At 67.8% G+C, this 17,073-nt stretch carries 13 protein-coding genes; 8 read left to right on the forward strand and 5 right to left on the reverse strand.

All coding sequences use genetic code 11. The features are described from left to right. Positions 1 to 683 precede the first annotated feature (683 nt). Positions 684 to 1,007 (forward strand): T9SS type A sorting domain-containing protein, encoded by a 324-nt coding sequence (locus EJV47_RS27970; RefSeq protein WP_165903671.1) that lies wholly within the window; start codon positions 684 to 686, stop codon positions 1,005 to 1,007. A 45-nt stretch (positions 1,008 to 1,052) separates the two neighbouring features. On the opposite strand, the gene EJV47_RS08760 is transcribed toward EJV47_RS27970, so the two are convergent. The 3 genes from EJV47_RS08760 to EJV47_RS08770 are packed head-to-tail and all read right to left on the reverse strand — an operon-like array spanning position 1,053 to position 3,181. Then, positions 1,053 to 2,018 carry a hypothetical protein gene (locus tag EJV47_RS08760; RefSeq protein WP_126692779.1) on the reverse strand — a complete coding sequence of 322 codons (966 nt, stop codon included), beginning with the start codon at positions 2,016 to 2,018 and terminating at the stop codon, positions 1,053 to 1,055. 31 nt (positions 2,019 to 2,049) lie between these two features. Then, positions 2,050 to 2,322: an acylphosphatase gene (locus EJV47_RS08765; protein WP_126692780.1), complete on the reverse strand. Its 273-nt coding sequence runs from the start codon at positions 2,320 to 2,322 to the stop codon at positions 2,050 to 2,052. 16 nt (positions 2,323 to 2,338) lie between these two features. Beyond that, a complete protein-coding gene (locus tag EJV47_RS08770) occupies positions 2,339 to 3,181 on the reverse strand; it encodes a hypothetical protein (protein ID WP_126692781.1) in 843 nt (280 codons plus the stop codon). A gap of 188 nt (positions 3,182 to 3,369) precedes the next feature. On the opposite strand from EJV47_RS08770, the gene EJV47_RS08775 reads away from it, so the two are divergent. The 3 genes from EJV47_RS08775 (at position 3,370) to EJV47_RS08785 (ending at position 5,821) form a co-directional block, all read left to right on the forward strand. After that, complete coding sequence (locus EJV47_RS08775) at positions 3,370 to 4,029, forward strand: YceI family protein (RefSeq protein ID WP_126692782.1); 660 nt, start codon at positions 3,370 to 3,372, stop codon at positions 4,027 to 4,029. Between the two features lie 144 nt (positions 4,030 to 4,173). Beyond that, positions 4,174 to 5,112, forward strand: coding sequence for a ring-cleaving dioxygenase (locus tag EJV47_RS08780; RefSeq protein WP_126692783.1), 939 nt, complete (start codon positions 4,174 to 4,176; stop codon positions 5,110 to 5,112). Positions 5,113 to 5,176: 64 nt separating this feature from the next. Continuing rightward, entirely contained in the window at positions 5,177 to 5,821 is a 645-nt protein-coding gene (locus tag EJV47_RS08785; RefSeq protein ID WP_126692784.1) for an alpha/beta hydrolase, read from the forward strand. 79 nt (positions 5,822 to 5,900) lie between these two features. On the opposite strand, the gene EJV47_RS08790 is transcribed toward EJV47_RS08785, so the two are convergent. Together EJV47_RS08790 and EJV47_RS08795 are read right to left on the reverse strand one after the other, a co-directional pair. Then, entirely contained in the window at positions 5,901 to 6,704 is an 804-nt protein-coding gene (locus tag EJV47_RS08790; protein WP_126692785.1) for a TrmH family RNA methyltransferase, read from the reverse strand. 165 nt (positions 6,705 to 6,869) lie between these two features. Then, the gene (locus tag EJV47_RS08795; RefSeq protein WP_126692786.1) at positions 6,870 to 7,145 is read right to left on the reverse strand and encodes a GIY-YIG nuclease family protein; all 276 of its coding nucleotides are present in this window, start codon (positions 7,143 to 7,145) and stop codon (positions 6,870 to 6,872) included. Between the two features lie 192 nt (positions 7,146 to 7,337). Here EJV47_RS08795 and EJV47_RS08800 point away from each other — a divergent pair, with 192 nt between their 5' ends. From EJV47_RS08800 to EJV47_RS08815, 4 genes are all read left to right on the forward strand, one after another. Continuing rightward, positions 7,338 to 8,849: a sensor histidine kinase gene (locus tag EJV47_RS08800; protein WP_126692787.1), complete on the forward strand. Its 1,512-nt coding sequence runs from the start codon at positions 7,338 to 7,340 to the stop codon at positions 8,847 to 8,849. Positions 8,850 to 8,988: 139 nt separating this feature from the next. Beyond that, on the forward strand, positions 8,989 to 9,405 hold the full coding sequence (locus EJV47_RS08805; protein WP_126692788.1) for a response regulator: 417 nt from the start codon (positions 8,989 to 8,991) through the stop codon (positions 9,403 to 9,405). Positions 9,406 to 9,482: 77 nt separating this feature from the next. Then, complete coding sequence (locus EJV47_RS08810) at positions 9,483 to 15,923, forward strand: hypothetical protein (protein WP_126692789.1); 6,441 nt, start codon at positions 9,483 to 9,485, stop codon at positions 15,921 to 15,923. Between the two features lie 187 nt (positions 15,924 to 16,110). Continuing rightward, positions 16,111 to 16,968 carry a hypothetical protein gene (locus tag EJV47_RS08815; protein ID WP_126692790.1) on the forward strand — a complete coding sequence of 286 codons (858 nt, stop codon included), beginning with the start codon at positions 16,111 to 16,113 and terminating at the stop codon, positions 16,966 to 16,968. The last annotated feature ends 105 nt before the right edge of the window (positions 16,969 to 17,073 follow it).

Below are 17,073 nucleotides of genomic sequence, written 5' to 3' on the forward strand. Positions count from 1 at the left end.
GGTGCGTTACCATTGCTCCCAGTAGTTGCTTTTGCTGCTGAAAAACAGTGTATTTGCTTACGCGCGGCTTTTAGCCAGCGGTTGAGGGCCCGCGCGCCGTTCTATTATTCACGTTCAAGCCAGTTTGTATGCGTCGTTTCTACCCTTCTGCAAGCTTGTTGCTGCCCCTGAGCCTGCTGGCGGTTTCGGCCACCGCTCAGACCTCTACGCCGGTCCTGGCGGGCCAGACGGCCGGGCTGCAGCACGTGGTTCTTTCACCGGCCCTGGACATCCATCGACCATCCAACTCACCAAACGCTTCTCGTGACCGAGACTCACTGGATGTGGACCAGGATGGCCGGACGGACCTGGTATTTGAGGCTTGGTACTCACAAGGACCGCGGTATGCCACTGTCTATACCAGTGTTTATCTAAGCCACATGGACGTAGAAATAATTAGTGTCGGCTATCCATTCGCTTTCGAAGCAGGTCAGCCACTGGTAGAGGCTACTCCTCAGCCTGGATCTGGGGTAGATAGATTGTGGAGTAATCGGAGCCGGTCTGGCAGCATCTTAACTGCATATACGGGAGGATTCGGGCCTCATGCTACTCCTTTTGCCACCTCCTCCCCCCCAAACACGAAATATCTTGCCCTACGCGTGCGGGCGGGCAATGCGTGGCGCTACGGCTGGGTGCGCATCACGATGCTTGACCTGTATTCAACTCATTTTCAGGTAGAAGCCTACGCCCTACAGGCTGTACCCTTGGCCACCCTGCCGGCCCAGCAGGCGGCGGCCTGGCAGGTATACCCGGTGCCGGCCGGCGAGCAGCTCACCATCCAGCCCCCCGCGGGCGGCGCGGCCCGCGCCACCCTGCTCGACAACCTGGGTCGGGCGGTAGCGGCGCCCGTGGAACTGGCCGGTGGCCGGCCCGCCCAGCTGCTGCTGAGCGGCCTGCCCGCGGGCCTCTACCTGCTGCGCGTCGAGACGCCGCAGGGTAGCTTCACCCGCCGCGTGCAGAAGCAGTAAGTGAACTGGCAGGCGTCGGGCGCGAATAAAGCAACACGGCTGCTGTTACTGACCGAAGCCCGTCACGCCTAGCTGGCGGCGCAGGGTGCTGTCGGCGGGCTGGTGGCGTTGCCAGTAGTCGGAGCGCAGGGTGTGGGTGCGCACGGCGCGGGTGGTCAGCACTTCTTTGCTGCCGAGGGTCTGGCCGCCGAGCTGCATTCGGCCGTCGTAGCTGTCTTCCCAGCCGGCAATGAGGTAGGGAAACGCGGCCTCGAACACGATGCGGAGCGTGCGGCCTCCGTCGGCGTAGCGCACAGTGTAGGCCCGCAGTGCGCCGCCGGGCTGGCTGGGCTGAAAGTCCTGGCCGGAATAAGCCGCTAGGGTAGCCGTGGCGGCTTCGGGGCGCAGCGGGCGGTGGCGCAGACGGCTGGCCACCGTGCCCGGAATCAGCCGGATTTCGCCCTGGGGCAATTGGTCGGGGCCCAGGCGCAGGCGCGGCCACAGCTCGTCTTCCAGCCAGGCGGCGGGCAGCTTCGCGTCCTGGTCGGCTTCCGGCTGAAAGTAGGAGCGCGTTTCGAGCTGGTAGCCCGCGCCGCGGCGGTTGAGCTGGGTGAAGGTCTGCCCGCACCATTCCTGCACGGTCGTCACCACCTTGAGCGTGCCCGGCCCGGCCACCGGCGTAAAGACCGAGGTATTGAGCGAGTAGTCGTAGATGCCGGTGGCAAAGCGGCGCAGCTGGTTCATTTTCAGCACCGACACGGGCTTTTCGCGGGTCGGGCCGCCCTCGTACTTCACCTGCTGCCGGGGCAGAAAGTCTTCCGTCACGAACACCAGCACCGCCTCTCCTGGGTGCAGGGCATCGTAGCGGCTCTGGCTGAGGCGGTAGCGGCTCAGCTCGGCCTGTCCGGCGTACCAGTAGCGTTGAAACTCGGGCGAGGGCGCAGCCGCAGCGGGAGCCTCGGCCGGCTGCGTGGGTGCGGTGCAGGCCAGCAGCAACAGGGAAAACACGGCGGCAGGAGCGCGCAGCAGCATAGCAAAGCGGGCAAATAGCAGAGCGACCTGGTTAGCGGCGGATTTCGAAGCCCGCGAAGCCCTGCACCGGGCCGGCCGCGGCCTCTACCCTATCCACCCGGGCCTGGGGCGGGCCGTGCTGGCACCAGCTTTCCAGCGCCGCCAGGGCCTCCGCCGTGCCCTCGGCCTCGATGGTGACGGTGTCGTCCGGGTTGTTCTGGGCGTAGCCGTGCAGGCCCAGGCGCCGGGCCTCCTGTTGGGTGGATTGGCGGAAAAACACGCCCTGCACGCGGCCGTGGATGCGAAAAGTGCGGTGCTCGATCATAAGGGGCGAAAGTACGTCAGGGCCGGGGCAGCAGCTCCCAGCGGCCGTTGGTTTCGGTCCAGTACGTAAGGCTGAGCAGCGGGGTGCGGGGCGGATAGCTGCCTTCCACGGTCAGACGCCGGGCGCTGCGCCGGTCCAGGTCGTACTGGTCGATGATGAGCTGGCGGCCGGGCGCCAGCGGCCAGGCATTGTTGCGGCCGTCGGTGGCGGCGGGGCGGTGCACGCGGGCCAGCACGCGCCGGTTGGGGGAGGTGGTGTAGGCCACGTTGTCGGCCCAGGGGTACCAGAGTACCGGGCGCAGCGCGGGCAGGGCCACGGCTTCGCTGCGGCCCGCCGCCCAGTCGACCAGCCAGCCGGTGGTATCGGTTTCGGGCAAGAAGGAGGCCGCGCCCTCGCCCAGGGGGCGCAGCTGGGGCCGCAGGTGGTAGGGCAGGTTGGTGATGGAGCCCACCCGCAGAAACTCGGGGCTGCCGGCGGCCAGGCGCAGCACGTAGGCCGTACGCTCCCGGCCGCAGCGCACCTTTAGCAGCCAGCGCGTATCGGGGCCGGCCAGGCGCCAGGCATTTAGCACTTCGGGGCGAGTGGCTTCGCCGGCCGGACCGCACTCGGCGGGCGGCGTGAGCACCTGCCCGCGGTAGCGCAATTCGGCGCCCAGCGTGTCGCGGCCGAGGGTGAGCACCCACAGCAAGTGGCTGCGCTTGATGCGGTAGCGCACTGCCACGGGCCGCGTCGGGTGGGCCCGGCGCAGCACCTGCACCGTGCCGCAGGCGCCCAGCACTTCGATGGTGACCAGACCCAGCAGCAGCAGACGCCGCCCTCGTCCGCCGCGCAATAGCCGGAAGCACAGAATGGATAACATGGCCGCCAACTTAGCATTCCGCCGCGGTTTGCGCCCGAGTTCGTCTTATTTGACTACTGCTAAGAACAATTTTCACTCTTCTTGAACTATGTATGTACATTAAATGTATGTACATCAAATACCAAAAAGACGCTTACCTTTGCGTCGGACTCCAAACCAAACGCGGCTTACCCGGCCGCCCCAAAATCATGAAAAAGCTCCTGTTTCCCCTGCTGCTGGCCGCCACTGTCCTGTCGGTTCCCGCCACGGCCGCCCCGGCTGCCGATGCCCTGGCCAAGCGCACCGCGGCGAAGGGCGCCGTGGAAACCTACAAAGTGCAGCCCCAGCTGAGCACCCTGGGCTGGGTGGGCAAGAAAGTCGGCGGGCAGCACAATGGCAGCATCGCGCTGCAAAGCGGCTCGGTGCTGGTGCGCGGCAACCAGATCAGCGGCGGCACCTTCGTGGTGGACATGACCTCCATCAAGAACGAGGACCTCAAGGATGCCGACTACAACGCCAAGCTCCTGGGCCACATGAAAACCGACGACTTCTTCGGCGTCGACAAGTACCCGACGGCTACCTTCGTCATTACCAGCATCAAGCCGCTGAAGGACGCCCAGGGCAACAACGCCCAGATTGCGGGCAACCTGACCATCAAGGGCAAAACCAGCCCCATCAGCTTCCCGGCCAAGGTGGGCGTGAAAAACGGCGTGGCCTCGGCCTCGGGCGTGGCCACGGTAGACCGCACCAAGTACGACGTGAAGTACGGCTCGACCCTGTTTGGCGCCGCCGCCGACAAGGCCATCGACGACACGTTTACGCTCAGCTTCAACGTCATTGCCAAAGCCAGCGGCGTGGCCACCCGCTAAGCAGCTAGTAGGTGGGGCAGGTTTAGTCCCGTCGCCCGGCAGCTCCACTTACTCCCCCGGACCACCACAATACGCGCACCAAGAGCTGCCTACGTCGATTCACGGTGCGCCTCACTCCTCCCCCATCCTCTTATTCCAACGACCATGAACGACCGTATCCTGGGCCTGCACCACATAACGGCCATTGCCGGCAATGCCCAACGCAACTTCGACTTCTACACCAAAGTGCTGGGCTTGCGCCTGGTGAAGAAGACCGTCAACTTCGACGACCCGGGCACCTACCACTTCTATTTTGGTGATGAAACCGGCTCGGCCGGCACCATTCTCACCTTCTTTCCCTGGGAAGGCATGCAACCCGGCCGCCGCGGCACCGGGCAGGCCACCGAAATCGGCTACTCCGTGCCCGCGGGCAGCCTGGACTTCTGGCTGCAGCGCCTGCAACAGCACGGGGTGACCTACAACAAGCCCAGCGAGAAATTCGGCGAGCAGTACCTTACCCTGCTCGACCCCGACGGGCTGAAGCTGGAGCTGACCGTGGCCGCTGCGCCCGATGCGCGCACGCCCTGGACCACCGCCGAAGTGGGCGCCGACGTAGCTACCCGCGGCTTCCACCACGTCACGCTCACCCTGGCCGACATCAAGGGCACGGCCGACGTGCTGACCGACATTTTTGGCTACAAGCTCGTCGATCAGCACGTGAACCGCTACCGCTTCGCCACCGACGCGGTGCCCACGGCCAACTTCATCGACCTGGTGGAGGCGCCCGGCGAGGCGCGCGGGCTGGTGGCGGCCGGCTCGGTGCACCACGTGGCCTTCCGCGTGCCCGACGACGCGGCGCACCTGCACTTCCGGCAGAAAATTGCCGCCAAGGGCTTCAACGTGACCCCGCAAATCGACCGGGACTATTTCCACGCCATTTACTTCCGCGAGCCGGGCGGGGTGCTGTTCGAAGTAGCCACCGACAACCCGGGCTTCACGGTGGATGAGCCGCTGGCCGAGCTGGGCACCGGCCTGAAGCTGCCCAAGCAGCACGAGCGGCTGCGCAGCCAGCTGGAAAACCACCTGCCCCCGATTACGCTTTAATCCTCCGCGGGGCGCGGCACCTGCTGCCGCGCCCCGCTTAACGGCTCATTTCGCCCGCTTTACTATGGACTACCAAGCCCTGCACTACATCTACCGCGCGGCCGCCGAGGCGCCCACCGGCCGCACCCTGCTGCTGCTGCACGGCACCGGCGGCGACGAGCGGGACCTGCTGCCGCTGGCCCAGCACTTCGGGCCGGGCCTGAACGTGCTCAGCCTGCGCGGCAACGTGCTGGAAGGCGGCATGCCCCGTTTTTTCCGCCGCCTGGGCATGGGCGTCTTCGACGAGGACGACGTGCGCTTCCGCACCCACGAGCTGGCCGCCTTTCTGCGGCAAATCAGCCAGGAAAAGGGCTTTGACTTAAATCAGGTGGTGGCCGCGGGCTACTCCAACGGGGCTAACATTGCCGGCGGCCTGCTGCTGCTCTACCCCGAGCTGCTGGCCGGCGCCGTGCTCTGGCGCCCCATGCAGCCCCTCACCCGCGAGGTGCCCAGCGTGACGACTTCGCGCCCGGCCCCCGTTTTCTTCAACCCCGGCCAGCACGACCCCACCGTGAACCCGGCCGCCACCGACCGGTACGAGGCCCTGCTGAGCGGCGCCGGCTTTGCGCTGACGCGCCTGGACGCCCCCGCCGGCCACAACCTCACCCCCGCCGACGTGGCCGCCGCCGCGGCTTGGTACCGGCAGCACTTTGGGGCGGCGGGCCAGTAGCCCGGTTCGCCACCGCTTAAGAAAACGGCCGGCAGCTTCGCAAGGGAAGCTGCCGGCCGTTTTTCGTTTGCCGCGGCGGCTAGGCCCCGCGCTGGCGCACGGCTTCGAAGGTCAGCACGGCGGTGGCGGTGCTCACGTTCAGCGAGTCGATGGTGCCGCGCATGGGGATGATGATGGTTTCGTCGCAGGCCTGCATCAGCTCCGGGGTGAGCCCGTCGGCTTCGGTGCCCATGACCAGGGCGGTGGGGCCGCGGAAGTCGTAGTCGGTATAGGGCCGGGCCCGGGGAGTGAGGGCGGCGGCGTAGGTGCGGATGCCGTGCTGGCGGCACCAGCTGAGCAATTCCTCGCGGGAAGTGGCCAGCACCGGTACGGTGAACACGCAGCCGATGCTGGAGCGGATGGCGTTGGGGTTGTAGATATCGGTGCGCGGGTCGCAAACGATGACGGCGTCGGCCTGGGCCGCGTCGGCGGTGCGGAGCACGGCGCCCAGGTTGCCGGGCTTCTCCACGGCTTCCAGCACCAGCAGCAGCGGATTGGCGGGCAGCTGCAGATCCTGCAGGCGGCGCTGCGGGGGGCGGGCCAGGGCCAGCACGCCGTCGGAGCCTTCGCGGTAGGCCACCTTCTCGAACACCGGCCGCGACACGTCGAACCACTCCGTGTCGGCCGCCAGGGCGCGGCGCAGCTCCGCAGGGCCGTCGGCGGGTAGCAGCTCCTGGCACACGTACACGGCCGGCACCGCAATGCCGGCGGCGCGGGCCACCGTCAGCTCGCGCAGGCCCTCGATGATGGTCAGGCCCTGCTGGCGGCGCTCGGAGGATTTCTGCTGCAGGCGCAGCAAAGCTTTGATGCGCGGGTTCTGGGGGCTGCTGATAGGGTCGGGCATGGCGAGGGCAAAGATAGGGGATGCCGGTAGGAGGGTATGGGGGCAAGAGTGTAGGAAGAGCGGGAAGGCAGACCGTCATGTCGAGCATGTCGCGCATCAAGCGAGGATCGAGACATCTCGCGTGCTGACACTTGGATAGTAACTTACCCGGTCCAGGTTTGCGGGTCAATCGTTTTCCAGCCGAGATTTAGCGTACTGATCAGCCACTCCTTTTTTCGCCCGGCTCCAGTTCTTGAGCTGCTTTTCACGAGCAATGGCCTGCACCGCGTCGGGGCTGATTTCAAAGTACACCAGCAGGTTGCACTGGTAGCGGCCGGTGAACTTACCCGCGTCGCCCAGGCCAAGGCTATGCTCACATAGGCGTCGTTCCAGGTTGTTTGTTACGCCGACATACAGCACCGTGCGGGCAGGATTGCTTAGGATGTACACGAAATAGCTCATGTGGGTAAGTTACTATCCGGCGTCAGCACGCGAGATGTCTCGACAAGCTCGACATGACGGTCTGCCTTCCCGCCTTCCTAAACTCCTACCCTCCTGCCCGCACCCCCTCCTGCCCTACCCTAACCCCTGCGCCCCTTCCGCACGTATCTTGCCGCGCCGCCGGCACCGGGCCGGAGGGGTAGTCTCGCCGCAATGGCCCTTCAAACCAAGACCAAACTGTACATCGGCTTTGCCGTGGCCGCCAGCGTGCTGCTGCTCACGGCGGTGGCCTCGTTTGTGAGTATCCGCCAGCTGGGGCAGCGCACGGCCGAGGTGGAGCACAGCTACCAGGTGGTGCAGCAGCTCAAGAACCTGGAGCTGCGCCTTAAAGACGCCCGCTCCGGGGTGCGCGGCTACCTGCTCACGCTGGACTCGGCCTACCTGGTGCGCTACGGCGAGACGCTGGGCCACGTAAAGGGCCGCTACGACGAGGTGCAGCAGCTGGTGCAGGACAACCCCAACCAGCTCATGCGCCTGGACACGCTGGAAACCATTCTGCAAGCCGAGCTGCGCCTGTTTAACGACCTCACGCGCCCCGGCGTGGCCGGTACGCAGTCGGCCGTGCAAACCACCCTCGACACCGACCGGCAGACCATGAAGGCCATCGAGGAGCTGCTGGGGCGCATGCGCGGGGCCGAGCTGAACCTGCTGGCCCGGCGCAGCGACGAGCAGAGCACCTACGAAAGCCTCACGCCGGCCGTCATCCTGCTCTCGTCGGCGGTGGCCATCGTGGTTACGCTGTGGCTGTTCTGGCGCGTGGGGCTGGAAATCGGGGCCAACGAGGAGCTGCGCGGCGAGCTGGCCGCCGCCAATGCCAGCATGGCCCGGCGCATCAGCATCATCGAGCACCTGGCCGAGCAGGTGGTGCAGGGCGACTACAAGGTGAAAATCCGCGACAAGGAAAGCGACTCGCTGGGCAACCTGGCTACCTCCCTCAACCGCATGACGCAGACCCTGGACGACACTTTCGGCGCCCTGGAAAAGCGCAACCGCGAACTGGACCAGTTTGCCTACGTGGCCTCGCACGATTTGAAAGCGCCGCTGCGCGGGGTCAGCACCGTGGTGAAGTGGATTGAGGACGAGCAGGGCCACGAACTCTCGCCCAAAATGCAGGAGTACTTCGGCATGATGAAGGGCCGCCTGACCCGCCTCGAAGACCTCATCAACGGCCTGCTGGCCTACGCCCGCGTGGGCCGCACCCAGCAGAAGCTGGAGGAAGTAAACGTGGAGCGCCTGGTGCACGACGTGGCCGACCTGGTGGTGCCGCCTACCTTCGAGCTGCGCTTGCCCGACACGCTGCCCACGCTCGTCACCGACCGGCTGAGCCTGCAGCAGGTGTTTACCAACTTGCTGAGCAACGCCGTGAAGTACCACCACACGGGGCTGGGCGTCATTACGGTGAGCTGCCGGGAATTGAAAAAGGAGTACGAGTTTCGGGTGCAGGACGACGGGCCGGGCATTGCGCCGGAGTACCACGAGAAAATCTTTTTGATGTTTCAGACCCTGCGCGACCGGCACACGGCCGAAAGCACCGGCATCGGGCTCAGCATCGTGAAGAAAATTATCGACGAGCAGCGCGGCAGCATCCACGTGGAATCGGCCGTGGGGCAGGGCGCCACGTTCGTCTTCACCTGGCCCAAAGGCGGTGAGACGGGGAAAGAGTGAAATGGTGAGTTTGATGGTCGGGAGGCCAAGGCGGCGCCTTTCGCGCAAGCGGACCGACACGCACCATTTCACCACCTCACTTTTTCACTACTTCACCATCTCACCGCTTACCTTTGTACGAAGCTAAATTTCCTGATACATGCGTTCGGTTTTACTGGTAGAAGACGACTTTTTCGACACGATGGTGGTGCAGAAGTCGTTCGAGAAATTCAACGTGCCGCACAAGCTTTACACGGCTTTCAACGGCCTGGAGGCGCTGGACATGCTGCGCGGGCTGAACGGGGTGGAGCCCATTCGCCCCCTGCCCGAGGTGATTCTGCTGGATTTGAACATGCCCAAGATGAACGGCTTCGAGTTCCTCACGGAGCTGCGGGCCCAGGCCGATCTGCGCCACCTGCCCGTGTTCATCACCACTACCTCGGAAATGGACATCGACCGGCTGCAGGCCGAAAACCTCGACGTGCAGGGCTACATCGTGAAGCCCGTGGACTTCGAAAACACCCGCGACATGGCCGACAGCCTGAGCTTGCTCGAAGCCCTGCTCAAGCCAGTCTAGCCCGCCGCCGCCCGCGCCCGCACAAGATTCCGACAGCCCGCACGTTTGGGCTGTCGGTTTTTTTTGCAGGTTGAGGTATGGAATCCTTCCTATTACTCGTGTTGGGTGTGACCATTATCCTGCTGCTGAGCCGGCTGCAGCAGCGCCTCCGCCACACCGAAGAAGACTTATCCGCCCGCCAGGCCGACCACCAACGTTACCAGCAGCTGCTGACCCAGCTGGAGCGGGAGCAAACGCAGCTGCTGCGCGAGCATGGCCTGTTGCAGCAGCAAGTGGTCCACCTGCAGCACGAACTGCTGCAATTGCGCCGGACGCCCCCGGCCTTCGCCCCGCCGCCCCCCTCTCCTGCCCCACCCACCGCGGCTCCCGAAACCCTGGCCGCTCCGCCGGAACCGGCCGCGGAAGCGGTGCCAGCCGAAGCACCGGCAGTAGCCAGCGTCCCGGCCCCGGAACCCGCCCCGGCGGAAACTCCCGAACCAGCACCGGCGCCCGAGCCCGTGGCCGCATCCGTCCCGGCGGCCGATATCGAAGCCGAGCGGCCAGCAGTACCGGGCATTGAACCCGAACCAACGCCGGAGCCACTGCAGCCGCCGGCAACCCCTGAACCCGCCACGGCAGCCGAACTCGTTGCAGAGCCCGAGCCAGTCCCCGAACCTGTAGCGGCCAACGAAGCAACCGTAACGCCCCAGTCAGCCGCGGAGCCGGAGCCCGAACCAACGCCCGCAGCCGAGCCCAAACCGGCCCAGCCGCTGACCGAGGCCCCCACGCCGCCGGCGCAGCCCGAAGCCGAGCCCGAGCCGCTGCCGGCCGCGGCTCCTGTGCCCGCCGAAGCAGCTCCGGAGGCGGCGCCCGAACTGGAGCCGGTGCCCGAACCGGCGGCAGAACCCGAACCAGTTTCTGAACCAGCTGCGGCGCCTGAACCAACGGCAGAACCGGAGCCAACGCCCGAACCGGCGGCGGAGCCGGTTCCGCCGCAAGCCGAGCCGGAGCCTACCCCGGCGCCCGTGCCGCCGCGGACCACGCCCCCGACGCCACCCCGCTCGCCGCTGCCTCCGCGGCCGGTGGCGCCGCGCCCGCAGACGCGCCGGCCCCAGCCGGTGCCGGTGGAGCGCACGGGGCCGAGCTGGTGGGAACGGGTATCGGCCGTGGTGCTGGAAAACTGGACCGGTATCCTCGGCGCGGTTATTCTGGTGACGGGCGTGGGCTTCCTGGGCATCTACGCCGCCCTTCGCATTGCCCCGATTTACCGCTTTCTGCTCATCAACGGCTTTGCCCTGAGTTTGCTCGGCGCCGAGTTTTACCTGCGCCGCAAGTCCTTCGGGGCCCAGCTGGCGGTGTGGCTGCAGAGCAGCGCGGCGGCCATCTTCCTGTTTACCTGCGTGGGCGCGGTCAGCATCCCCGGCCTGCGCTGGGCCGCTCCCCCGTTTGATTACCTGCTGCTGTTTGTGGGCGCGGCCGTGAACCTGTGGCTGGCCTGGCGCAGCAGTCAGGAAGCCGTGGCCACCCTGCATGGGCTGCTAAGCCTGGTGGCCCTGGCCGTGCTGCCGCCCACCCTGCTCACGCTGGCCGCGGCAGCGGCGGTTACGGCTTTTGCCATCGGCATTACCTACCGGCAGCGCTGGCGCTTTCAGCTGCTGCTGAGCATTCTGAGCTTTTTTGCCTTTCACGTGTACTGGCACAGCCAGCTGGTGCAGCCCGTGGCGAACGGGCTCCGGCTGGGCGCCATGGCGCTGGTGGTGCTGGTGGGCCTGGCCGCGGCCGTGGTGCAATACCGCAAGGTGTACGCCACCGGCCGGTTCGAGGCGCTGCTGTTTGCGGCCCACTTGCTGAACTGGTCCTGCCTGGGCATCAATCTGTACCTGCACAGCACCGGCTCGGTGTGGAAAACCATTCCGTTGGGCCTGGGCGCCGTCATTACCTTCCTGGTGGCCCGGCACGCCCGGCGGCTGGGCATTCAGTGGCTGTTTCAGACCGACACCGTTATTTCCCTGATTCTGGCCCTGGCGGCGGCATTTTCGCTGCAAGGCTGGCACGCCAGCATCAGCTTCATTTTGGTGCTGATGCTGCTCGAAACCCTGCTGGTGGCCTACATCATGGCCCGCGAGGGGGAAACCCTGGTATTTGAGGTGGCGGCCGTGGGGGCCATGCTGGCCGGCAGTGCCCTGCTGCTGCTCAACCTGGTGCAGCTGCCCCGCTACGCTCCGGTGGCCCTGTACCGCAACGCGGCCCTGCTGGGCCTGGCGGCGGGGGCCGGGGCGGTGTATTTCCACCTGGCCCGCCTGCTGCCTATGCTCAGCCCCGAGGCCGTCGGCAGCCTCCGGCAACAACTTTACCGCGGCTTCGGCGGGCTGGTGGGCGGCCTGTACGCCGGCCTGGTGGCCCTGCTGCTGCGGGCGCTGTTTGGACCACCGCAGCCGCCGGTGCTGGGCCTGATGCTGGCCGCCGTGGGCGCCGCCGCCGCCGTGTTGGCCCTGGCCCGCTGGCTGCGCGGCGGCGCGGCCTGGTTTTATCAATTACACCTGCTGGTGGCCCAGCTGCTGCTGACGGTGGCCGTGCTGGGCCTGCACGAGCTGGGCCTGAGCTGGCCGGCCGTGCTGCTGGTGCTCTACCTCGAAACCCTGGCCGCCGCCCTGCTGCTGGGCCGCTTCCGCGAGCTGGCCGTGCAGCGCATCGTCGGGGCCGCCGCCTTGCTGACGGGCGCGCTGCTGCTGGCCAGCTGCGTGCTGTTCTTCCCCAATTTCACGCCCGCCGAGCTGTACCGCCGCGCCCTGTGGCTGCTGCTGGCCGCGGCCGGCGCGGCCGTGTTCGGCCGCCTCACCGACGCGGACCGCGCGCCCGCCCCGGCTTTTGGGTCTTTGCCGCTGCTGCTCTGGTCCGGCAGCGGGGCTTTGCTGGGGCTGTTCTACGCGGGCCTGGCTTTGCTGCTGTTGCAGGGCCTGTTCGGGCTGGCCGGCACCTCCACGGCGGGCCTGCTGGGCGGGGCAGCCGCGGCGGCGGGCGTGGCCTTCGCATTGGCCCGCGGGCAGCGCGGCGGCACCACCTGGCTGCGGCAGCTGCACCTGCTGGCCGGGCAGCTGCTGCTAGCGGTGGGCATCCTGGGCCTGCACGAAGTCGGGCTGGGCTGGCCGGCGGTGCTGCTGGTGCTCTACGCCGAAACGCTGGTGCTGGCCCTGCTGCTGGGCCGGGCCAACGAGCCGGCCGTGCAACGCATTCTTACTGTGGCCGCCTTGTTCATCGGCGGGCTGCAGTTGCTCATCTGCGCGCTGTTCTACCCCGCCTTTACTCCCCCCGCCGAGCTGTACCGCCGGGCGCTGTGGCTGCTGCTGGCCGTGGTGGCCGGCGCCGCCTTCAGCCGCCTTACCGACGCCCAGCGCCCCACCGCGCCGAAGTTTGGCCGCCTCGCAGCCGGGCTCTGGCTGCCGGGCGGGGCGCTGCTGGGCGCGCAGTACGCAGGCTTGGCGCTGGTGCTGCTGCAAGGCTTTTTCGGCCCGGCTGCCACCTCGGCTACCAGCCTGATTGCTGGTGCTCTGGTAGCCGCGGGCGTAGCCTTGGGGCTGGGCTGGTGGCAGCGCGGCGGCACCGAATGGCTGCGGCAGCTGCACCTACTGGCCGTCCAACTGGTGCTTATGGTGGCCGTGCTGGGTCTACATGAGCTGGGCCTGAGCTGGCCGGCGGTATTGTTGGTGCTCTACCTCGAAACCCTGGCCGCCGCCCTGCTGCTGGGCCGCTTCCACGAATCTTTCGCGCAGCGCGTCCTCACCGTAGCGGCGCTGCTTACGGGCGGCTTGCTGCTGAGTAGCTGCCTCCTCCACTTGCCCACTATTGGTGCCGGCAGCCTGTACCGCCGGGCCCTGTGGCTGCTGCTGGCCGTGGTGGCCGGCGCTGCCTTCAGCCGCCTTACCGATGCCCAGCGTGCTACCAAGCCGACGTTTGGCCGCCCACCCGCCCCGTTCTGGCTGACTGGTGGTGCCTTGCTGGGCGCGCAGTACGCGGGCCTGGCGCTAGTGCTGCTGCAGGGCTTCTTCGGTTCGGCCCCGACTTCGGCGGCTGGCCTGCTGGCCGGCTCGGCCGCCGCTGCGGGCGTGGCCTTCGGGTTGAGCCAGTGGCAACGTGGTGGCACCCAATGGCTGCGGCAGCTACACTTGCTGGCCGGGCAGCTGCTGCTGACCGTGGGCATCCTGGGCCTGCACGAAGTCGGACTGAGCTGGCCGGCCGTGCTGCTGGTGCTCTACGCCGAAACGCTGGCCCTGGCTCTGCTACTAGGCCGGGCCGAGGAAACGCTCGTGCAGCGCATCCTCACCGTGGCCGCCTTGTTCACTGGCGGACTGTTGCTACTCAGCTGCCTTCTCTACCTGCCCTCTCTCGGCGCCTCCGGCCTGTACCGCCGGGCGCTGTGGCTGCTGCTGGCCGTGGTGACCGGCGCCGCCTTCAGCCGCTTTACCGATACCAACCGCCCTACCGAGCAGCGGTTCGGGCAGCTGCCCGCCCCGTTCTGGCTGACGGGCGGCGCGCTGGTGGGGGCGCAGTACGCCGGGCTGGCCCTGGTGCTGCTGCAGGGCTTCTTCGGTCCGGCCGCTACTTCAGCGGTGGGATTGTTGGCCGGCGCCGTGGCCGCCGCGGCGGTAGCGTTCGGGCTGGGCTGGTGGCAGCGCGGCGGCACCGAGTGGCTGCGGCAGCTGCACCTGCTGGCTGGCCAGCTGCTGCTGATGGTGGCGGCCCTGGGCCTGCACGAACTGGGCCTGAGCTGGTCGGCTACGGCCCTGGCCCTTTACCTCGAAACCCTGCTGATGACGCTGCTGCTGGCCCGCCGCCGCGAGTGGCCCCTGTACCGCGTGCTGCTCGTCACCACGCTGCTGCTGGGCCCGGTGCTGGCCGCCGCGGCCCTGGGCGCCGATACCCGGGTGGCCTTCGGCAATACCCCGCGCGCTGCGCTGCTGCTGGTAGCCACCCTGGCTACGGCGGCGGCCCAGGCCCTGCTGGTGCGCCTGCAGGCCCCCGCCATCGATGTGCTGCCGCTGGGTCCCGGCCCGGCGGCCTACCGCCTGCGCCTGTTCGGCTTCGGGGCCGGGCTGTTTCCGCTGGTGGCCGCGCTGCTGGTGTGCCCGCACCTGTGGGCGCCGGGCGCCGCCGTGGCCCTGCTGGGCGGCTTGCTGCTGCTGCGCCGCCGGGTGGCGGTGCCGGGGCTGTGGCCGGGCGTACTGCTGAGTGCGGTGGGCTTCGTGGCGCTGCAGTGGCTGCGCGTCGGGCTGCACTCGCCCTGGACTACGGGCCGCACCCTGCTCTACCTGCTGCCCACAGCCCTGTTGCCCCTCGCCGGGGTGCTGACCTCGTGGTGGGCGGCGCGGGAACGGCACGTGCGCTGGCCCTGGCTGTACCTGCTGGGCCTGCACCTGGCCGTGGCCTTCTGGCTGAGCTTCCAGGCCCGCTCCGACGCCGCCCCGGTGCTGCTCTGGGCCTTGCTGGCCGCCGCGTTCTTCACCGCCGCCCGGGTGCTGGCCCCGCGCTGGTTGGGGCCCGAAGCGGAGCAACGCGCCGGCCGGCCCGGGCGCTACCTGCTGCACCTGAGCTACGCGCTGCTGGGCCTGGGCTTGCTCTACCACCTCGGCCCGGTGCTGGCCGGCGACGAATACCGCCTGAGCTGGCCGGCCCGCCGCTTCACGGCCGCCGCGCTGCTGCTGGTGCTGGGCGGCTTCACGCTCACCGCCCCGCCCGCCGCCAGCCCCTACCGCAGCTGGCGCTACCTGCACCCCTGGCTGCCCGAAGTCACGCTGCTCTTCCTTGGCTTTACCCTGCACTGGGAAACCCGCCTGATCTGGCACGCGCCGCTGGCCATCGGGCTAGCCCTGCTGCTGGCCGCCGCCGGGCCGCTGCTGCCCGCGCGGCTGCGGCGCGTGCAGCTGTACGCGCTGCCGCTGTTCTGGCTCAGCACCTTGCTCATCGGCTACGTGAGCCTGCGCTACCTGCGGCCCGGGCAGTGGCTGGGGGCCGACTGGCTGGCTACGGCCGGCGCCACCGGGCTGCTCTTCGGCTTTGCGGCCCTGGCCCTGCGCCGCCCGCCGGCCACCGAAGGGCTGCAGTGGCCGCCCGGCCTCGGCGGCCTGGCCGCCCTGGGCCGCCTGCCGTTTCACCCGCTGGTGTCGGCGCTGCTGTACCCGGCTTTCGTGGCCCTGGCCCTGCTGCTGGTGCAAAGCTTCGACCGCTCGGTGCTGACGGTACTGCTGATGCTGGAGGTCATGGCCGTGTTCGGGGGCAGCCTGCTGCTGCGCCGCCGCGACTTCCGCTACGTGGCCCTGGCCGGCATTGGGGTGTGCATGGTGCGTCTGGTGTTCTTCGATCTGAAGCAGCGCGGCACGCTCACGCAGGCGGTGGTGTTCATATTTATGGGCCTGCTGCTGCTGGCCATGAATGCCCTGTACGCCCGCTTCAAGAGCCGTTTTGCGCCGCCCGCGGAGCCTGAGCCGGAGGACGAGCCCGAAGAATTTGCCCCCGATGACCCCGACGCAGCCCTGACGCCGTAAAAAGCCCGGCAGGGGGCGGAACGTCTTGCCGGGCCGGCGTCGTTACTTGCCTGGAATACCGCTCCTGCGCTGGCATTTGTCCGCAAGGTTGTTTTTTTGCCGGGCCAGGCGCTTGTTCATGCTGCCGCCACCGTGCCCAGCGTTGCTTCCGGTCCGTTATTGTTCCGCTTACGCCCACCTCTCTCCCATGAATAGTCGTTCCCTGTTGCTCGTTCTCGGCCTGAGCGGGGCCGCCCTGCTGCCCGCCACCGCGCAGGACACGCCCGCCCAGCTCAATACCCCGCCCACCGCCCCCGATACCGTGGCCCAGCAGGCCCCGGTGCAGGCGGCCCCGGCCCAGCCGCGCTACCGTATCGGCCTCGTCAACGGCGCGGTGTACGCGGCCGACGACGTGGAAATGCGCCAGCCCGCCATTGGCCGCTCCTATCTGCTGCTGAACGGGCAGCAGCGCTTCGAGCTGGACCAGATTAAGTTCTTCGACGACGAAACCGGCCACTACATCCGCACGAACCTGCCCGGCTCGCGCCGCATGGCCACCATGCGCCGCGAGAAAACCGGCCGCATCAGCACTTACTCCATCACCTCGCAGCAGTATTCGCCGGGCGCGTTCGGGCCTTACGGCTACGGGTATGGCTACGGCTTCGGGCGCTTCGGCTACCCCTACGGCGGCCTGCCCTACGGCGGGGGCTACCCCTACGGCGGCTACCGCACCGTCAAGACCGAGTATTTCAGCAAGGACGGGGGCCCGATTCAGGACATGAACTACCGCAGCCTGCGCGTAGCCCTGTCGGACAACCCCGGCAGCGCCGAGCTGTTGCAGGATGTGGCCCGCCTGCGCCGCTTCAGCACGGCCGGCTACATCGTGGGCGGCGGCCTGCTGGCGGCCGGTATGCTGAACACCTTCAACGGGGCCCAGCGCATTTCGCCGCTGGTGTTCCTCTCGGTGCCGGTGCTGCTGGTGCCCACGTTCCTGAGCGGCTCGCAGAGCAAAAAGCTCAAGCAGGCCGTACAGATGTACAACTACGCCGGCGCTGCCGCCCGCTAAGGGCCGGTTGCCGCCGCCTGAATGCCTGAAAGCCAGCGCCCCATCCGGCGCTGGCTTTTTCGTACCCTGGCCCAACCGTGCGCCCCGCCCCTGCGTTTGCGCAAA

The sequence above is a fragment of the Hymenobacter gummosus genome (assembly GCF_003970915.1).
GTDB lineage: Bacteria > Bacteroidota > Bacteroidia > Cytophagales > Hymenobacteraceae > Solirubrum > Solirubrum gummosum.